Origin of the sequence: Arthrobacter sp. PAMC25564 (genome assembly GCF_004798705.1) — a bacterium.
In the GTDB taxonomy this organism is placed as follows: Bacteria; Actinomycetota; Actinomycetes; order Actinomycetales; family Micrococcaceae; genus Arthrobacter.
This window is the reverse complement of the sequence record NZ_CP039290.1, coordinates 638,882-654,473: the sequence shown is the minus strand read 5'-3', so window position 1 is coordinate 654,473 and position 15,592 is coordinate 638,882. Positions and strand designations below refer to the sequence as shown.

Here is a 15,592-nt window from a genome sequence, read left to right as displayed (position 1 = left end):
AGTCCATGAGCTACGGAATTCCGGCGGCCGAGCCGTCCGCGGAGATTCCGGTGTGCCCTCGGCACCCGGACCGGCCCGCCTATGTGCGCTGCCAGCGTTGCGGGCGCCCGGCCTGCCCGGACTGCCAGCGGGCGGCCGCCGTCGGATTCCAGTGTGTTGACTGCGTCAACGAAACAAAACGTATGACGCCGCAGGCCAGGACGGTTTACGGCGGCACGGTGGCCACCGGCAAGCCCCTGGTCACGTTCCTTATCATCGGGCTGTGCGCCCTGGTTTACGTCCTGCAGTGGCTGATCCCCAATGACGGGATCTACCAGGAGTTCGCCTACGCCCCCGCCTTCACGGACATCGAGCCCTGGCGGATGCTCACCTCGGCCTTCCTTCATTCGCAGGGCTTCGTTCTGCACATTGTGCTGAACATGTACATGCTGTGGATCTTCGGCCAGGCGCTGGAGCCGCTGCTGGGCCGGGTCCGATTCCTTGCCGTCTACCTCTTGTCCGCCATCGGCGGCTCGGTCGGCTTCCTGCTGCTGACGCCGGTTTATCCCGTGGACGGTCCGGTGGGAGTCATCGGGGCCTCCGGTGCAATCTTCGGCCTCTTCGGCGCCATGATGGTGGTACAAAACCGCCGCGGCGGCGACACGAGACAGCTGTGGGTACTGATCGCCATCAACGGTGTCATCGGCTTCATGGTCCCGGGGATTGCGTGGCAGGCCCATCTCGGCGGCCTGGTCACGGGAGCCCTGAGCGCGGCCGTCATCGCCTACTCGCCCCGCGGCCGCCGGCAAAGCCTGCTGCAGACCGGCGGCCTGGCCCTTGTCCTCGTGCTGCTGGTTGCCGCATCGGCCTTCCGCATGGCCACGTCCTAGAACACCGGTGCCCGGTGCCCGGTGCCCCGTGGACGCCCAGCACGGTAAGCCCCGGCCTGATCGGGTGGGCAGGCGGTTGTCCTGGCCGGCCCAGCAGCCCGCGAAACCTCCGATCCGGACATGTCCCATGCAGGGGCCGGCGCGTGGACATATTCCGGTTATGCCCGGTCCGGGGCGCGAGGAATGGATATGTCCTCCCGTCCACGCGCATCCCAAGGTGTCGGCCTAAGGGTTTTCCACAGGGGTTATCCACATTGTTGGTAACTTACACGACTGTATTTCACAGACGATGGCCGATCTGGCCGCCCGGGCTGGCGATTTTCTCCGGGGGCGATTCCTTTCTCCACAATTGTGGATAAGTCCTGTGGGTTGTCCTGTGGTTAAGTGGACAACTTTGCCCGTGGGACGGATGTCTTTGTGGAGCGGGAGGCCTCGGCCACACGTCCTTAGGTACGGCAGGGGCTTCGGTGCGGCTGGCCGTTGGAGGTGATGCCGGATTTCAACAGCGTTATTCACATTGTTAATAACTTCGTCTCCGCAGGAGCCGGACGGAAAACCCCTGTTTTCCGGGCTACGGAGGTCCTTGAACCACATAGCTGTCCGGGTTATCCCCATCTGTGGATAAGTTGTGGGTAGTCTCTTGTTGCTATGTGGATAACTTCCCTGACCGTGCGGAAATCGAGCGCCGGCGCGAAGAGGAAACCGGGGAGGGGTCCGCCGTCGGACGTCGAGGGCGCGGCTTGGCCGATCCCTGGGCGAGGGTGCCGCTTATCCACAGGAAATCCACACTGTTAATAACTTTCAGGGGTTTAATCCGGTCGCCATCCGGGGAAGGTCCCGGCCCTCCGAGGGCGCGAGGGCGGCAGGATGGCAGGGTGCGAGCAGAATTTTCCACGAAAGTTATCAACATTGTGGATAACCTTCCCCACAGCTGTGCACGGCAGTGCTGCCGTGGAAGGCGGACGCCTCAGCGCGGCCAGATGCCGGAGCTGCCGCGCCGGTGGCTGTCCAAGAGGTGCGTGTCGACCATGCCGATGGCTTCCATGAGGGCATACATGGTGGTGGGGCCGACAAAGGCGAACCCGCGCTTCCGCAGCGCCTTTGACAGCGCGATCGACTCCGCCGAGGTGGTCGGGATGTGGTCGAGGGCCGTGGGCTCGGGAGTGGTGTCCGGCTTGAACTGCCACACGAAATCAACCAGGCCGCCGTCGGACCGGAGCGCGATGGTGGCCTGGGCGTTCGTGATGGCGGCGCGGATCTTGAGCCGGTTCCGGACTATTCCGGCGTCCTGCAGCAGCCGCTGGACATCATCCTCGGTGTAGGCGGCGACGATGTCGGGCTGGAAGTCGTGGAATGCAGCCCGGAAGGCCGGCCGCTTCCGGAGGATCGTTGCCCAGGAGAGCCCGGCCTGGAAGGCCTCGAGGCTGATGCGTTCGTACAGGCCCTGCTCATCACGGACCGGCAGGCCCCATTCGGTGTCGTAGTACTCGCGCAGCATCGGGTCTACGGCGGCCCACACGGGCCGCGCGAATCCATCGTCGCCGATCACGGTGCCGTTGGCGGCCGGGGTCATCTGGAATCCTTCCTCGGGGGTATGGTGCTGCCGGAATTATCGATCGCCCGGGGGAACGGGATATTAACGAGGGGCCGGTACACAGTGTGTACCGGCCCCTCAGGGTAATTCCCACAGCGTGATGCTTGATCAGGAACGCCAGCGTGTCGTCATCAGGAAGCCCGCGATGGCGATGCCGAACCCGGCGACGATGTTCCACGATGCCCAGGCCTGGACGGGGAGGGTGCCTTCGCTGATGTAGAAGGTGATGATCCACAGCAGGCCGATAATCATCAGGCCGAACATAACCGGCTTGAACCATACGGGGTTGGGTTTGTAAGCCTGTGCGGCGGACGTCTGCTGTGCGACGCCGGCGGTCTTTTTTCGCGGCTTTGACTCGGGCACGGGTCCTCCTTGGCGGGCGGAACCAGGAGCGGCACCGCGGCTTGATATCCTGCAGGAAGGAAACGCCGGCGGCCAACGCGCTCATGGTCAAGTTTGGGATTCTTACTCGCAGCCAATTCTAGCTGTAGTTCAGGCCACACCGGCGTCAAGCGCGAACGCCGTCCAGGAGGGGAACCCAAGGTGCCGCAGCCAAAGCAGAGGTCCGCTGCCGCCCCAACCCGCGGCGCCGGCGTTCTTTCCCGCATGGTCCAGGTGGCCGGCGAGCTGCTTATCACCGCAGGGGTGATCCTGCTGCTCTTCGTCGCCTGGCAGCTGTGGTGGACCAACGTGGAATCCGACGCCAAACAGCGCGACGTCATCAAGGACTTCGCGCAGGATCTGAAGACCGTGCCGGCGGCGCCGTCGACTGCCGCCTCCGCTGACTCCTCCGCCGCCTACGGCCCGGCCACTGTCGCTGCCGAACCCGCCGCCGGCGGGACGATCGGCATACTCTATGTCCCGCGTTTCGGTGCGGACTACACGCGCCCCATCGTCCAGGGAACAACTGCCGGCGTGCTGGATTCGCTGGGCATCGGCCACTACGCGGGCACGGCGATGCCCGGCGCGGTGGGGAATTTCGCGGTGGCCGGGCACCGGCAGACGCACGGCGCCGTGCTGGATAACATTGATTCCCTGGTGCCCGGGGACAGGATCTACGTCCAGACGAAGGACGGCTACTACGTCTACGAATTCCGGAACAGCGAGATCGTTCTGCCCTCCCGAACGGATGTGCTGCTGCCGGTCCCGACCCAGCCGGCGGCAACACCGAAGGAAAGTTACCTCACGATGACCAGCTGCAACCCGCGCTTCGGCTCCCAGGAACGCATTATCGCGTACTCGCTGCTGGAACGGTGGCAACCCGCATCGGCGGGGCCGCCGCCGGAGATCTCCGCCCAAGTGGCCCGCACCACCGGGCAGGGCTGAGCCATGTACGGCTGGATCTTCCGCCATCTTCCCGGTCCCCTGTGGCTGCGCATTGTCACATCGCTGGTGCTGCTGGCGGGCGGGCTGGTATTGATGGTTCAGTTCCTTTTCCCCTGGATGGCACAATTCACCCAGTTCACCGATTCGACGATTAATTAAGCAAGGCACCCATGAGCACAACCAAGATCCTCGTCGTAGACAACTACGACAGCTTTGTCTACACCCTGGTGGGTTACCTCCAGGAACTCGGCGCGGAAACGACCGTGGTCCGGAACGACGACGTCACCCTGGCGGAGGCCATCGAGTTGGCGGAGGCGCGCGACGGCGTGCTCATCTCGCCCGGGCCGGGAACGCCCGCCGCCGCGGGGGTCTGCATCGAACTGATCAAGTGGTGCGGCAACAACAACAAGCCCATGCTGGGCGTGTGCCTCGGCCACCAGGCGCTGGCGGAGGCCTACGGCGGAACGGTGACGCACGCCCCGGAGCTTATGCACGGCAAGACCTCACTCGTGGAGCACAGCGGAACCAGCGTGTTCGCCGGTCTTCCCTCTCCGATCACGGCCACCCGCTACCACTCCCTGGCGGCCGTCAGGGAGAGTATCCCTGAGGTCCTGGAAATCACCGCCGAAACGGCTACCGGCGTCGTCATGGGGCTGCAGCACCGCACCGCGCCGCTCTGCGGCGTCCAGTTCCACCCTGAATCCGTGCTCACCGAGGGCGGTTACCAGATGCTGGGGAACTGGCTGGAGTCCTTGGGTATGGAGGGCGCCGCGCAGCGGGCCTCGGCATTGAGCCCGCTGATCAAGCACTGACCCGCCGGACACCGGCGTGGGCTGTGCCATCCGCCGCTCGCCCATGGGGACTTGAGGGGCGGGCGGTGGATGCGGCGGAAACCATCGGCGGTCAGGGCATGCGCATCGGCCGCGGCCGGCGGCTGTGACGTTCCGAGGACGACGGCGAGGCCCTGGCCGACGCCGATGCAGATCGCGGCGACGCCCCAGCGTTGGCCGGTGGCCTGCAGGGTGCGGGCCAGGGTGCCCAGGAGGCGGCCGCCGGAGGCGCCGAGCGGGTGGCCCATGGCGAACGCGCCGCCGTGCCGGTTCACGATCCCCGGGTCGATGCCCCAGGCGCTGATGCAGGCCAGGGACTGCGCGGCGAAGGCCTCGTTCAGTTCGACGGCGCCGACTTCATCCCAGCTGATGCCTCCGTGGCATGGTGGAGCGCGGCGAGCTCGGACGGAATTCCGGCAAAGGGTCCTACGACTACTCCATGAACTGCCAGGGTCATGCCTTTATTGATCGACGATTATCGATATACTCAGGGGAGAGTCGCACCATGCTGGTCACGTCCTCCCGGGACGACGGCCTGGATGAATGGGGCTCCGTGTTTCGGTATCGGATCGAACCACCATGAAGCCAAGGAGAACCGCATGCCTGTTATCCGAATCTACGAATCCGCCCTCTGCTGCGACACCGGCGTCTGCGGCCCCGACGTGGACCAGTCCTTGGTGGACGTGACCGCGGATGTGCGGCACCTCCAGGGCCTCGGTGCCGACATCGCCCGCCACAACCTGGCCAGCGAACCGACCGCTTTCGCGGAGGACGAGACGGTTCGTGGGTTCATGCACCTGGTCGGCTCCAAAGGCCTTCCACTCACTATCGTCGACGGCGTCACGGTCGCCACCGGCACCTACCCGAACAGGGAGCAGTTGCTGACTTTCGCCGGACTCGGTGAAGCTGCGGAGGAGCCGACGTCGCGCCCGGAGCTGGGCCTCACCGAAAAGCAGTCCGCCGGCTGCTGCGGCGGCTCGACGAGCTGCTGCTAGGTTCCGGCGTGAAGTTCCTCGAGAACACGCCCCGGTTCCTGTTCTTCACCGGCAAGGGTGGTGTGGGCAAGACCTCCGTGGCGTGTGCGGCAGCGCTCACCCTTGCGAAGGCCGGTGGAAAGGTTTTGCTGGTCAGCACCGACCCTGCGTCCAATGTCGGGCAGGTCTTCGGCGTGACCATCGGGAACACCGTCACTCCGATCCAGGATGCGCCGGGTCTTTCCGCGCTGGAAATCGATCCGGAACAGGCTGCCGAGGCCTACCGGGAACGGATCATCGCGCCGGTTCGTGGTCTCCTGCCCGAGGCTGAACTGGCCGGCATCGCCGAGAGCCTTTCAGGGTCCTGCACCACGGAGATCGCCTCCTTCGATGAGTTCACCAACCTGCTCGCGGACGACACGGCCTACGGGGAGTATGAGCACATCGTCTTCGATACCGCCCCGACCGGCCACACGATCCGTCTGCTGCAGCTGCCTGGCTCGTGGACCGGCTTCCTCGAGACGGGCAAGGGGGATCCGTCCTGCCTCGGCCCCCTGTCAGGGCTCGAGAAGCACAAGCAGGTGTACGCCAAAGCCGTCCAGGCCCTCACGGACCCGGCCCGGACCAGGCTTGTCCTGGTCAGCCGGGCCCAGACCTCGTCACTGAGTGAGATTGAGCGGACGTATCTGGAACTCAACCAGATCGGCATCGGAGGCGGTTACGTCGTCGTCAACGGCGTCCTGCCGGAAGCCGCCGGTGAGGAGGAACTGGCGCAGGCCCTGCGCGCCCGGGAGGCTGCGGCCATCGCTGCCATTCCCGAGACGGTCGCCGGTCTTCCACGCGATGTCCTGGATCTGAAACCGGGCAACATGGTCGGCATTCCCGCACTTGAGTCCCTGTTCGTGGCCACTTCCGCCGCCGACATCACGGCTGACGCAGCACTGGTCCCCGAGGTTGAGGACGCCCCGCTGGCGGCACTTGTGGATGAAGTGGAACTCGACGGCCACGGCCTCGTGATGTGCATGGGCAAGGGCGGCGTCGGCAAGACCACCGTCGCTGCCGCCATCGCGGCTGCCCTGGCCAAACGGGGGCATGCGGTCCACCTGACCACGACTGATCCCGCCGCGCACCTCACCGAGACACTGCACGGTTCCATCCCGGGCCTGACAGTTTCACGCATCGATCCGGAAGCGGCGATCCAGGAATATCGAAGCCATGTAATGGAGACCAAGGGCCGGAGCCTGGACGATGCAGGACGCTCGGCCCTGGCTGAGGACCTGATGTCCCCGTGCACCGACGAGGTGGCCGTGTTCCGGCAGTTCTCCAGGGTGGTCCAGGAATCCCGCCGGCACTTCGTGGTGATTGACACGGCACCGACCGGCCACACCCTGTTGCTCCTGGACGCCACGGGTTCGTACCACCGGGAGATCTCCCGCCAGGTCGGCGACACGATGGGGTTCGTGACACCGCTCATGCGGCTGCAGGACCCGGCGCAGACGAAGGTTGTCCTCGTCACGCTGGCCGAAACGACACCCGTGCTGGAAGCCGAAGAGCTGAAGAGTGACCTGGAACGGGCCGGGATCCACCCGTGGGCCTGGGTCATCAACAACTCGATCGCCGCCGCACACCCGCGGACGCCGTTCCTGCGGGCCCGCGCCGGGAGCGAAATCGAACAGATCACGAAGGTGCACACCCTGACGGACAGGGTAGCCCTCATACCGCTGCTGCCCGACGAACCCGTCGGTGAAGAGAAGCTATCGGCACTGACCGCCCTCAGCTCCCAGCCTGCCTGACGCGGATCCGGCCCCCGCCGCCCCCTGGGCGGCGGGGGCTGTGGCCCGTCTGGCTAGCCGCCCAGGCGCTGGGCCAGGATTGATTCGATGTCCCGGGCGGTGGCATCCAGCCTGGCAATCGTGTCGCGCTGGATCGACCGCAGGTACTCGGCATCAGACTCGCCGTCCTGGACCCAGTTCTCGTCGCCGGGTGAGTCCATCGTCTGGCGCGTGTTGGCGGTTGCCGCCCTGATGTTGTCCAGCATCGCGCGCAACCGGTCCTCGGTGGTGGGAGCCTCGGTGTTCATGGTGTCCTCCTTGCTTGCGGTCCTGTTGCCAGGTCCATAGGGCTACTTTGTCGCCGTCGTGGGCGTTGCAGAAGAACTAAAAGGCCGGGGTCCGCCGCTCGATCAGGACGGTGTCCCGCCATTGGCCGGCAGCAGGGCCGTGGGGCATCCGGGCAATCTTTTCCCGTCGCCCTACAACCCTGAAACCGTGTGCGAGGTGCAGCTTCAAGCTCGGCTCGTTCTCAGGAAAGATGCTGGCCTGGATGGTCCAAATGCCGTCTTCTTCCGTCGAGGCGATCAGGGACCGGAGGAGGACTGACCCTATCCGCCGGCCGCGGGCTGCCTCGGAAACGTAGATGGAGTGTTCGACGACGCCGGAGTACACCGGGCGGGCGGAAACGGCAGAGACAGCTGCCCAGCCAAGAATCCGGCCGGTGGGCGCCTGCGCCACCAGGCGGTGGGCGGTGAGCCTCGAATCGTCGAAACGGCGCCAGTCCGGCGCACCGGCCTCGAAGGTTGCCTGCCCGGTCGCGATTCCCTCGCGGTAGATCCGTTGGACCTCGGACCAATCTGATTCCTGCATCGGCCGGACAATGCCGTCGGACGCCGAACTGTGACTCACAGGGTGGCCAGGAGTCCGGCCGTCTGTTCCAGGGCGCCGGGAACCAGGGAGTAATAGGCCCACGTACCGCGCTTTTCGCGGTGCAGCAGTCCCGCGTCGACCAGGATCTTCAGGTGGTGGGAGACCGTGGGCTGGCCCAGATCCAGCGGTTCGGTCAGGTCGCACACGCAGGATTCACCAGAGGCTTCCGCCTTGACGATGGAGAGCAGCCGCAGACGGTTCGGATCGGCCAGAGCCTTGAAGACCAGGGCTTTCTGCTTCGCCTCCTCGGCGCCCAGGGCAGGCATTCCTGCCGGGGTGCAGCAGGCTTCATCCGTGGCCGGCTCGAGGATAGGCAGCGAGTTCATATACCCATTATGCCCGGATATTGACAATCATCAATGTTGAAGCGAAAGGCCTTGGGCCGGCGAATGCTATGAGCGGGCCGTCTGGGAACTGTGCGGGAGAACGACGTCGTCCGCGGCGCGGGCCGCAGACGGGAACAGGACGAGGAGGAGGCCAAGGCCTACTGCCGCGCCGATCAGCTGCGCCACGACGAAGCCGGGAACGGAAGCCGGTGCGATGCCGGCGAAGGTGTCACTGAAAATGCGGCCGACTGTCACGGCCGGGTTCGCGAACGATGTCGAGGACGTGAACCAGTACGCGGCTCCGATGTAGGCGCCCACCGCCGGCGCGGCGAGGACGCCGCGGGAGGTGGCGGCCAGGGCGAAGATCAGCAGGATGAGCCCGGCGGTCGCGACAACCTCACCGAGCAGATGCCCCGTGGTTGCGCGCTCCCTGGCGGAGATGGAGGTGCCCACCTCAAACATGGCGTTCGCGAGCACGCTGCCACTGACCGCACCCACGGTCTGGGCAACCACATAGGTGCCAAGCTCGGGCAGGGTGAGCCCGGAGCCGCTGCGTCGGCCCAGGATCCAGTCGGTGAGGGAGACCACCGGATTAAAATGTGCGCCGCTCACGGGCCCGAGTACCAGAATCAGCACCGTCAGGCCCAGGACCGTGGCGGTGCTGTTCTGCAGCAACTGCAGGCCAACGTCACCCGGGGAGAGCTGCTGCGCGGCGATCCCGGAGCCGACGACGATGGTCACGAGCAAGCCGGTGCCGAGCAGTTCAGCGATAGCACGACGCCATAGCGGCGGTTGGTTGGAAGTCATGGCACCAGCTTGACCGAAAGAGTTAACTCAGTCAAAATTGAACCAATGAGTATTGAGACAATTGACGGATTTCGGGCGAGGGTGGCCAAGCACGCGGCCCTCGCCGATCCTGCGCGGCTGCGCATCGTTGACCTGCTGACCCTGGGGGACTTCTCCCCGACCGAACTGCAGGCCGAACTGGAGATGCCGTCGAACCTGGTGTCCCACCACCTGCGCGTGCTGGAAGTGGCGGGGCTGGCAACCCGCCACCGCTCTGAAGCCGACAGGCGCCGCAGCTATCTGCGGCTTGCAGCCGGCGCCCTGGAGGGACTGGTGCCGGGGGCTGAACACGGGGCCCGCCGTGTCCTGTTCGTCTGCACAAAAAACAGTGCACGGTCCCAGCTGGCCGCCGCGCTCTGGCAGCAGGTCAGCGAAATCCCGTCCACGTCGGCGGGAACACACCCCGCGGAGCGCATCGCCCGGGGCGCCATCGAGGTCGCCCGCCGTCACGGCGTGGACCTTGCAGACCTTCCTCCGCGCAGGCTGGACCAGGTGGCCGGGGAGGGGGACTTCGTCGTGACCGTGTGCGACAACGCCCATGAGGAGCTGGTGGGATTGGGCGGAGTGCACTGGTCGGTGCCGGATCCGCTGCGACTGGGCACCGAGGAAGCCTTCGACAAGGCCTTCAATGACATCGCCCACCGCATCAATGACCTTGCACCGCGCGTGCTTGCTGCCTGACCGGCCGACACGGCCCGCCCGCTCCTTACCGCTGCAGAGACGGGGAATTTTGCCAGGCTTCATCCGGAGCGGGCCGGGATGACGAAGGCTGTATCCCGCAAATATTGACAATCATCAATTTATAGTCCGATACTCTCAGTATCGATCGGTATCAATGTTCAACTGAGCGCTGCAGCGGCGGACACGAAGACCTCAAACAGATCCGTCAACCCACTGATTCCAGGAGAAACCCCGTGAGCACCGAAAACGCCAAGAAGCCCTCCGTCCTCTTCGTCTGCGTCCACAACGCCGGCCGCTCCCAGATGGCAGCCGCGTTCCTCACCACCCTCGGCGAGGGGCGGATCGAGGTCCGCTCCGCCGGCTCCCAGCCCGCGGACAAGGTCAACCCGGCCGCCGTGGCGGCCATGGCCGAACTGGGCATCGACATGTCCGCCGAGATCCCCAAGGTCCTCACCACCGAGGCCGTGAAGGAATCCGATGTAGTCATCACGATGGGCTGCGGCGATGCCTGCCCGATCTTCCCGGGCAAGCGTTACGAGGACTGGGAACTCGAAGACCCCGCCGGCCAGGGCGTGGACGCCGTCCGCCCGATCCGCGACGACATCAAGGCCCGCATCGAGGACCTCATCGCATCCCTGACTCCCGCCGCCAAGTGACCGGCCCGGCCACCAACCGCCAAGGAGCACGACCGTGAGCGCTGAAACCGGCAACACTGAACCCGGCAACACTGAACCCGGCAACACTGAACCCGGCAACACTGAACCCGGCAACACTGAACCCGGCAACACTGAACCCGGCAACACTGAACAGCTGATCATCATCGGATCCGGCCCCGCCGGCTACACCGCGGCGATCTACGCCGCCCGTGCAGGCCTGGCACCCCTCGTGATCGCCGGAGCCGTCACCGCCGGCGGCGCCCTGATGAACACCACCGAGGTGGAAAACTTCCCCGGCTTCCCGGGCGGTGTCCAGGGACCCGAGCTGATGGACGGGCTCCAGCAGCAGGCCGAGAAATTCGGCGCGCGGGTGGTGTTCGACGACGTCACGGAGGTCACGCTGACCGGGCACCTCAAGCGCATGGTTACCGCAGCCGGCGAGACCCACGAGGCGCCCGCCGTCATCCTCGCCACCGGCTCCGCCTACAAGGAACTCGGGCTGCCCGAGGAGAAGAAGTTCAGCGGACATGGTGTCTCCTGGTGCGCCACCTGCGACGGCTTCTTCTTCCGCGACCAGGACATCATCGTCGTCGGCGGCGGGGACTCCGCGATGGAGGAAGCGACGTTCCTGACCCGCTTCGGGAAGTCCGTCACCGTCGTGGTGCGCAAGGGTGAGCTCCGGGCCTCCCGGATCATGGCCCAGCGGGCCAAGGACAATCCCAAGATCAGCTTCGCCTGGAACTCCGCGGTCACGGCGATCCACGGCGATGGCAAGGTCACCGGCGTGACGCTGCAGGACACCCGCACGGGCGAAACCCGGGAGCAGGCCGCCACCGGCATCTTCGTCGCGATCGGCCACGTGCCGCGCACCGAACTGCTGCACGGCCAGGTGGACCTCGACGCCGAGGGCTACATCAGGGTGGACGTCCCCGCCACGGTCACCAACCTCTCCGGCGTCTTTGCCTGCGGGGATGCCGTGGACCACCGCTACCGCCAGGCGATCACGGCCGCCGGCACCGGATGCGCCGCCGCACTGGACGCCGAACGCTACCTCGCCGCGCTGGACGACGCCGACAGCATCGCCACCGCCCTGGTCGAAGCCCCCACCCACGGCTGACCCGGCCTGCCCAACTCGGTAGCAGCAGGGGTCGTTTTGAGCCCTCAAAGGGGCCTTAAATGACACCTAGTTGGGCACCGAACCGTCACCCCACCGGATGAAACAGAGGACACCATGGCTGTACTCAACAACCTTCCCGTAGCTGTCATCGGAGCCGGCCCCGTCGGCCTCGCCGCCGCAGCGCACCTGATCGAACGCGGCATCGAACCGCTGATCCTGGAGACCGGTTCGACGGCGGGAGCCGCCATCGAACAGTGGCGCCACATCCGGCTCTTCTCCCCGTGGCGGTACAACACCGACGCGGCCGCCGTCCGCCTGCTCGCCGGGACGGGCTGGGAATCACCGGAACCGACGGTGCTGCCCACCGGCGGCGAACTCATCGACCAGTACCTCACCCCACTCGCCGCACTGCCGGCGATCGCGTCCCGCCTGACTACCGGCGCCCGCGTCGTGGCAGTGACCCGGCAGGGCATGGACAAAACCCACAGCCGCGACCGCAACACCACACCCTTCGTGGTCCGGGTCGAACACACCGACGGAGAAGTCCGCGACTACCAGGCCGCCGCCGTCATCGACGCGTCCGGCACCTGGTCCACGCGCAATCCGCTCGGCACCTCCGGCCTGCCCGCCCTCGGCGAGGCCGCCGCCGCTGACAGGATTTCCGCACCGCTGCCGGACGTCCTGGGCCACGACCGCAAGACGTTCGAGGGCCGCACGGCGCTCGTGGTGGGCGCCGGCCACTCGGCCGCCAACACCCTGATCAGCCTCTCCGAGCTCGCAGCCGAGGCGTCCGGGACGAAGATCGTGTGGGCGATCCGCGGGGCCTCCGCAGCCGGCTCGGCTCCCGCCTGCGCCGACTGGTCGAGGCCGGTACCATCGAACTGCACACCGGCTTCGGGATCGCCGCCGTCGCAGCGCCCGACGGCACCGTCACCTTGACCTCTACGGACGGCCGTACCCTCGAGGCCGACGTCGTGGTCCCTGCCACCGGCTTCCGTCCCGACCTGGGCATCCTCCGCGAACTCCGGCTCGAACTGGATCCAGCCGTCGAGGCACCTAGCGACCTCGGCCCGCTGATCGACCCCAAATTCCACTCCTGCGGCACGGTCGAACCCCACGGCGCCAGGCTGCTGGCCCACCCCGAGCAGGACTTCTACATCGTCGGCATGAAGTCCTACGGCCGGGCCCCGACCTTCCTGCTCGCCACCGGCTACGAACAGGTCCGCTCCGTCGCCGCGGCCCTGGCCGGGGACCAGGAAGCGGCCGACACCGTCCAGCTCGAACTCCCCGAAACCGGCGTCTGCAACCAGACATCATCCGTCAAGGAACCCACCATTGGAGTGCTGACATGACTGACCACCCTGAATACGGCCTGGGCCTGCAGGACAACACCGAACTCCTGCACCGGATCAGTGCCCGCCTGGCCGACCGGTTCTCCGGCGTGTTCGCCGCAGAGACCGTCGAACGCTACGTCTTCGAGTCCTACACGGCGCTGGCTCGGACCGCGAAGATCAAGGCCTTCCTGCCCGCCACCACAGAGCATTTCGCCAACGACCGCCTCCATGCCCTGGCCAAGTCCAAGGGTGCCGTCACCAGCGACGTCCCGGAGGTGTTGTTCGTCTGCGTGCAGAACGCCGGACGCTCCCAGATGGCCGCGGCACTCCTGAACGTCGAGGCCAAGGGCCGGATCCGGGTCCGGTCCGCCGGATCCTTGCCGGCCGCCCAGCTCGACCCGGCCGTCATGACCGTGATGTCCGAAATGGGATTGGATCTGTCCAAGGAATACCCCAAGCCCCTCACCGACGACGTCGTTCGCGCCTCTGACGTGGTCATCACCATGGGCTGCGGGGATTCCTGCCCGATCTACCCCGGCAAGCGCTACGAGGACTGGGACCTGATGGACCCGTCGGGACAAAGCCTCGAAACGGTCCGGGAGATCCGGGACCAGATCCACACCAAGGTCAAGACACTGGTCTCCTCCCTGCTCACGAAGGAAACAACGCTCCCATGACCCAGCAAACCACGGGCATATCGAAGACCCCGGCCGTGCTCTTCGTCTGCAGCAAGAACGGCGGGAAATCGCAGCTCGCCGCCGGACTGATGAACCAGCTCGCCGGCGGGGCCGTCACGGTCTACTCCGCCGGCACCAAACCTGGCCAATCCCTCAATCCCCAGGCAGTGGAGTCCTTGACCGACCTCGGTATCGACATCACCGGCGAACATCCCAAGCCCGTTACCGACGAAGTACTGAACGCGGTCGACGTGGTGGTCATTCTCGGGACCGAAGCGAAAGTCGAACCCCGGATGGGAAAACGATTCGAGATATGGGAGACCGACGAACCCTCCGAGCGCGGCATCGAAGGCATGGAACGCATGCGCCTGGTCCGGGATGACATCAAGGCCCGGGTCCAGAAGCTCTACGTGGAGCTCGCCGGGAACTAGACCATGCCCGCCGTTCTGGCGTTTGACGCCGGTTACTCCGCCGGAGCGAGCACCTTCAGCTCGAACCCTTCGTAACCGGCTTCGCGGACTTCGGCGAGCTTGTTCCGGTAGTTGCCGAGGCCTCCGAGGTAGAACATGACGGTCTTCGTCTTTCCCGGGATGTTGGCGCCGAAGATCCAGGAGTCGGCCTTCGGGAAGAGCGTCATGTCGGCGATCTCCTGGCAGGTCCGGGTCCAGGCTTCCTCGGCCTCGGCCGTCGGCTCCACGGAGGCAACCTGTCCGGTCTCGGCGTCGTTGATCAGCTGTGAGATCCACTCGACCTGGGCCTCGATGCTCGGCGGCAGATTGGTGAAGGGGCCGTTGGGGCCAAGGATCATGAACATGTTCGGGAATCCGGCGGTGGTGACGCCGAGGTAGCTGGTGGGCCCATGCTCCCAGTGCTGCTGGATCGTCTCGCCGCCGCGGCCACGGATGTCGATCCGTGTGTAGTTTCCGTCCACGGCGTCGAAGCCGTTGGCGAAGATCAGGACATCGAGCTCGTGCTCCACGCCGTCCGAGGTCCTGATGCCCGTGGGCGTCAGCTCGACGATCGGTGTCTCCTTGACCGACACCAGCTCGACGTTGTCCCGGTTGAAGGTGGCGTAGTAGCCGCTGTCGCACAGGGGGCGCTTGGCGTAAAGGTCGGTCGGGGTGAGCTTGCGGGCCGTCTCCGGGTCCTCGACGATCTCGGCGATCTTGCCGCGGACAAACGCTGCGGCGGCCTCGTTAGCGTCCCGGTCCGTGGCAATGTCGCCGAAGGTGTTGAACATGAAGCGGAATCCGCCGCCGGTCTCCCAGGCCTTCTGGAAGACAGCCTGCCGCTCCGTTGCGGAGACGCTCATGGCAGGAACGGTGCTTTCCTCGAACCCGAAAGCTACGCCGGAACCCCGGACCTGTTCCCAGATCCTGCTGTAGTCCTTCTTGACGGATGCCACGTATTCCGGCGTGACAGTGGTGTTGCCGACCGGGACGCTGTACTGCGGTGAGCGCTGGAAGACGGTGAGGTGTCCGACATTGGGGGCAATGGCGGTGATGATCTGCAGGCCGGTCGAGCCGGCGCCCATGACGGCCGGTCGGCGCGGTTGTGATGGGACACTTCAGCGACCGAATCGGCCGTAAACGCGTCATGTGTGGAGTTTAGCGCTTCGTGGCGGTCACAGACCTCCCCCCGTTTATCGCCAACCTCAACA

General features: G+C 65.9%; 18 protein-coding genes and 2 pseudogenes. 12 read left to right on the top strand and 8 right to left on the bottom strand.

From position 1 onward, the window contains the following. The first annotated feature begins 5 nt into the window (after positions 1 to 5). Positions 6 to 869 carry a rhomboid family intramembrane serine protease gene (locus tag E5206_RS03010; protein WP_136321200.1) on the top strand — a complete coding sequence of 288 codons (864 nt, stop codon included), beginning with the start codon at positions 6 to 8 and terminating at the stop codon, positions 867 to 869. 967 nt (positions 870 to 1,836) lie between these two features. On the opposite strand, the gene E5206_RS03005 is transcribed toward E5206_RS03010, so the two are convergent. Both E5206_RS03005 and E5206_RS03000 read right to left on the bottom strand, forming a co-directional pair. Beyond that, positions 1,837 to 2,442, bottom strand: a complete 606-nt coding sequence (locus E5206_RS03005; protein ID WP_136321199.1) for a DNA-3-methyladenine glycosylase I — start codon at positions 2,440 to 2,442, stop codon at positions 1,837 to 1,839. 129 nt (positions 2,443 to 2,571) lie between these two features. After that, entirely contained in the window at positions 2,572 to 2,826 is a 255-nt protein-coding gene (locus tag E5206_RS03000) for a cell division protein CrgA (RefSeq protein WP_136321198.1), read from the bottom strand. 243 nt (positions 2,827 to 3,069) lie between these two features. Here E5206_RS03000 and E5206_RS02995 point away from each other — a divergent pair, with 243 nt between their 5' ends. The 3 genes from E5206_RS02995 to E5206_RS02990 are packed head-to-tail and all read left to right on the top strand — an operon-like array spanning position 3,070 to position 4,601. Then, complete coding sequence (locus E5206_RS02995; RefSeq protein ID WP_136323928.1) at positions 3,070 to 3,789, top strand: class E sortase; 720 nt, start codon at positions 3,070 to 3,072, stop codon at positions 3,787 to 3,789. 3 nt (positions 3,790 to 3,792) lie between these two features. After that, on the top strand, positions 3,793 to 3,948 hold the full coding sequence (locus E5206_RS19160; RefSeq protein WP_168709253.1) for a hypothetical protein: 156 nt from the start codon (positions 3,793 to 3,795) through the stop codon (positions 3,946 to 3,948). A gap of 11 nt (positions 3,949 to 3,959) precedes the next feature. Continuing rightward, a complete protein-coding gene (locus E5206_RS02990; protein ID WP_136321197.1) occupies positions 3,960 to 4,601 on the top strand; it encodes an aminodeoxychorismate/anthranilate synthase component II in 642 nt (213 codons plus the stop codon). A 134-nt stretch (positions 4,602 to 4,735) separates the two neighbouring features. Here E5206_RS02990 and E5206_RS02985 read toward each other — a convergent pair. Continuing rightward, a pseudogene (locus E5206_RS02985) lies at positions 4,736 to 4,993 on the bottom strand (3-oxoadipyl-CoA thiolase); the annotation flags it as partial. 225 nt (positions 4,994 to 5,218) lie between these two features. On the opposite strand from E5206_RS02985, the gene arsD reads away from it, so the two are divergent. Both arsD and arsA read left to right on the top strand, forming a co-directional pair. Further along, entirely contained in the window at positions 5,219 to 5,614 is a 396-nt protein-coding gene (gene arsD / locus E5206_RS02980) for an arsenite efflux transporter metallochaperone ArsD (RefSeq protein WP_136321196.1), read from the top strand. A gap of 8 nt (positions 5,615 to 5,622) precedes the next feature. Further along, positions 5,623 to 7,386 carry an arsenical pump-driving ATPase gene (gene arsA / locus E5206_RS02975; protein WP_136321195.1) on the top strand — a complete coding sequence of 588 codons (1,764 nt, stop codon included), beginning with the start codon at positions 5,623 to 5,625 and terminating at the stop codon, positions 7,384 to 7,386. A 53-nt stretch (positions 7,387 to 7,439) separates the two neighbouring features. Here the strand turns inward: arsA and E5206_RS02970 are convergent, their stop codons facing one another. The 4 genes from E5206_RS02970 to E5206_RS02955 all read right to left on the bottom strand — a co-directional run bounded on the left by E5206_RS02970 (position 7,440) and on the right by E5206_RS02955 (position 9,428). After that, positions 7,440 to 7,673 carry a hypothetical protein gene (locus E5206_RS02970; protein ID WP_136321194.1) on the bottom strand — a complete coding sequence of 78 codons (234 nt, stop codon included), beginning with the start codon at positions 7,671 to 7,673 and terminating at the stop codon, positions 7,440 to 7,442. A 76-nt stretch (positions 7,674 to 7,749) separates the two neighbouring features. Next, complete coding sequence (locus tag E5206_RS02965) at positions 7,750 to 8,235, bottom strand: GNAT family N-acetyltransferase (RefSeq protein WP_136321193.1); 486 nt, start codon at positions 8,233 to 8,235, stop codon at positions 7,750 to 7,752. Positions 8,236 to 8,270: 35 nt separating this feature from the next. After that, entirely contained in the window at positions 8,271 to 8,621 is a 351-nt protein-coding gene (locus E5206_RS02960; RefSeq protein ID WP_136321192.1) for a metalloregulator ArsR/SmtB family transcription factor, read from the bottom strand. A 66-nt stretch (positions 8,622 to 8,687) separates the two neighbouring features. Beyond that, entirely contained in the window at positions 8,688 to 9,428 is a 741-nt protein-coding gene (locus E5206_RS02955) for an MIP/aquaporin family protein (protein ID WP_136321191.1), read from the bottom strand. 45 nt (positions 9,429 to 9,473) lie between these two features. Between E5206_RS02955 and E5206_RS02950 the strand changes: the two genes are divergently transcribed. The 6 genes and pseudogenes from E5206_RS02950 (at position 9,474) to E5206_RS02920 (ending at position 14,363) form a co-directional block, all read left to right on the top strand. Further along, on the top strand, positions 9,474 to 10,148 hold the full coding sequence (locus E5206_RS02950; protein ID WP_136321190.1) for a helix-turn-helix domain-containing protein: 675 nt from the start codon (positions 9,474 to 9,476) through the stop codon (positions 10,146 to 10,148). Between the two features lie 233 nt (positions 10,149 to 10,381). Beyond that, positions 10,382 to 10,804, top strand: a complete 423-nt coding sequence (locus E5206_RS02945) for an arsenate reductase ArsC (RefSeq protein ID WP_136321189.1) — start codon at positions 10,382 to 10,384, stop codon at positions 10,802 to 10,804. A 154-nt stretch (positions 10,805 to 10,958) separates the two neighbouring features. Further along, positions 10,959 to 11,921 carry a thioredoxin-disulfide reductase gene (gene trxB, locus E5206_RS02935; protein ID WP_136323927.1) on the top strand — a complete coding sequence of 321 codons (963 nt, stop codon included), beginning with the start codon at positions 10,959 to 10,961 and terminating at the stop codon, positions 11,919 to 11,921. Between the two features lie 114 nt (positions 11,922 to 12,035). Next, a pseudogene (locus tag E5206_RS02930) lies at positions 12,036 to 13,273 on the top strand (NAD(P)-binding domain-containing protein). Next, positions 13,270 to 13,932, top strand: coding sequence for an arsenate reductase ArsC (locus E5206_RS02925; RefSeq protein WP_136321188.1), 663 nt, complete (start codon positions 13,270 to 13,272; stop codon positions 13,930 to 13,932). Before E5206_RS02930 ends, E5206_RS02925 begins: the two are co-directional and overlap by 4 nt. Next, positions 13,929 to 14,363, top strand: coding sequence for a low molecular weight phosphatase family protein (locus tag E5206_RS02920; RefSeq protein ID WP_136321187.1), 435 nt, complete (start codon positions 13,929 to 13,931; stop codon positions 14,361 to 14,363). Before E5206_RS02925 ends, E5206_RS02920 begins: the two co-directional genes overlap by 4 nt. A 32-nt stretch (positions 14,364 to 14,395) precedes the next feature. Here E5206_RS02920 and E5206_RS02915 read toward each other — a convergent pair whose 3' ends face one another. Next, positions 14,396 to 15,466, bottom strand: coding sequence for an NAD(P)/FAD-dependent oxidoreductase (locus E5206_RS02915; RefSeq protein ID WP_205759992.1), 1,071 nt, complete (start codon positions 15,464 to 15,466; stop codon positions 14,396 to 14,398). Positions 15,467 to 15,592 lie beyond the last annotated feature (126 nt).

Coding starts and splice junctions, on each gene's coding strand:
- E5206_RS03010 (WP_136321200.1), top strand. CDS start 6: ATGAGCTACGGAATTCCGGCGGCCGAGCCGTCCGCGGAGATTCCGGTG.
- E5206_RS03005 (WP_136321199.1), bottom strand. CDS start 2,442: ATGACCCCGGCCGCCAACGGCACCGTGATCGGCGACGATGGATTCGCG.
- E5206_RS02995 (WP_136323928.1), top strand. CDS start 3,070: ATGGTCCAGGTGGCCGGCGAGCTGCTTATCACCGCAGGGGTGATCCTG.
- E5206_RS19160 (WP_168709253.1), top strand. CDS start 3,793: ATGTACGGCTGGATCTTCCGCCATCTTCCCGGTCCCCTGTGGCTGCGC.
- E5206_RS02990 (WP_136321197.1), top strand. CDS start 3,960: ATGAGCACAACCAAGATCCTCGTCGTAGACAACTACGACAGCTTTGTC.
- arsD (WP_136321196.1), top strand. CDS start 5,219: ATGCCTGTTATCCGAATCTACGAATCCGCCCTCTGCTGCGACACCGGC.
- E5206_RS02970 (WP_136321194.1), bottom strand. CDS start 7,673: ATGAACACCGAGGCTCCCACCACCGAGGACCGGTTGCGCGCGATGCTG.
- E5206_RS02965 (WP_136321193.1), bottom strand. CDS start 8,235: ATGCAGGAATCAGATTGGTCCGAGGTCCAACGGATCTACCGCGAGGGA.
- E5206_RS02960 (WP_136321192.1), bottom strand. CDS start 8,621: ATGAACTCGCTGCCTATCCTCGAGCCGGCCACGGATGAAGCCTGCTGC.
- E5206_RS02955 (WP_136321191.1), bottom strand. CDS start 9,428: ATGACTTCCAACCAACCGCCGCTATGGCGTCGTGCTATCGCTGAACTG.
- E5206_RS02950 (WP_136321190.1), top strand. CDS start 9,474: ATGAGTATTGAGACAATTGACGGATTTCGGGCGAGGGTGGCCAAGCAC.
- E5206_RS02925 (WP_136321188.1), top strand. CDS start 13,270: ATGACTGACCACCCTGAATACGGCCTGGGCCTGCAGGACAACACCGAA.
- E5206_RS02920 (WP_136321187.1), top strand. CDS start 13,929: ATGACCCAGCAAACCACGGGCATATCGAAGACCCCGGCCGTGCTCTTC.
- E5206_RS02915 (WP_205759992.1), bottom strand. CDS start 15,466: ATGGGCGCCGGCTCGACCGGCCTGCAGATCATCACCGCCATTGCCCCC.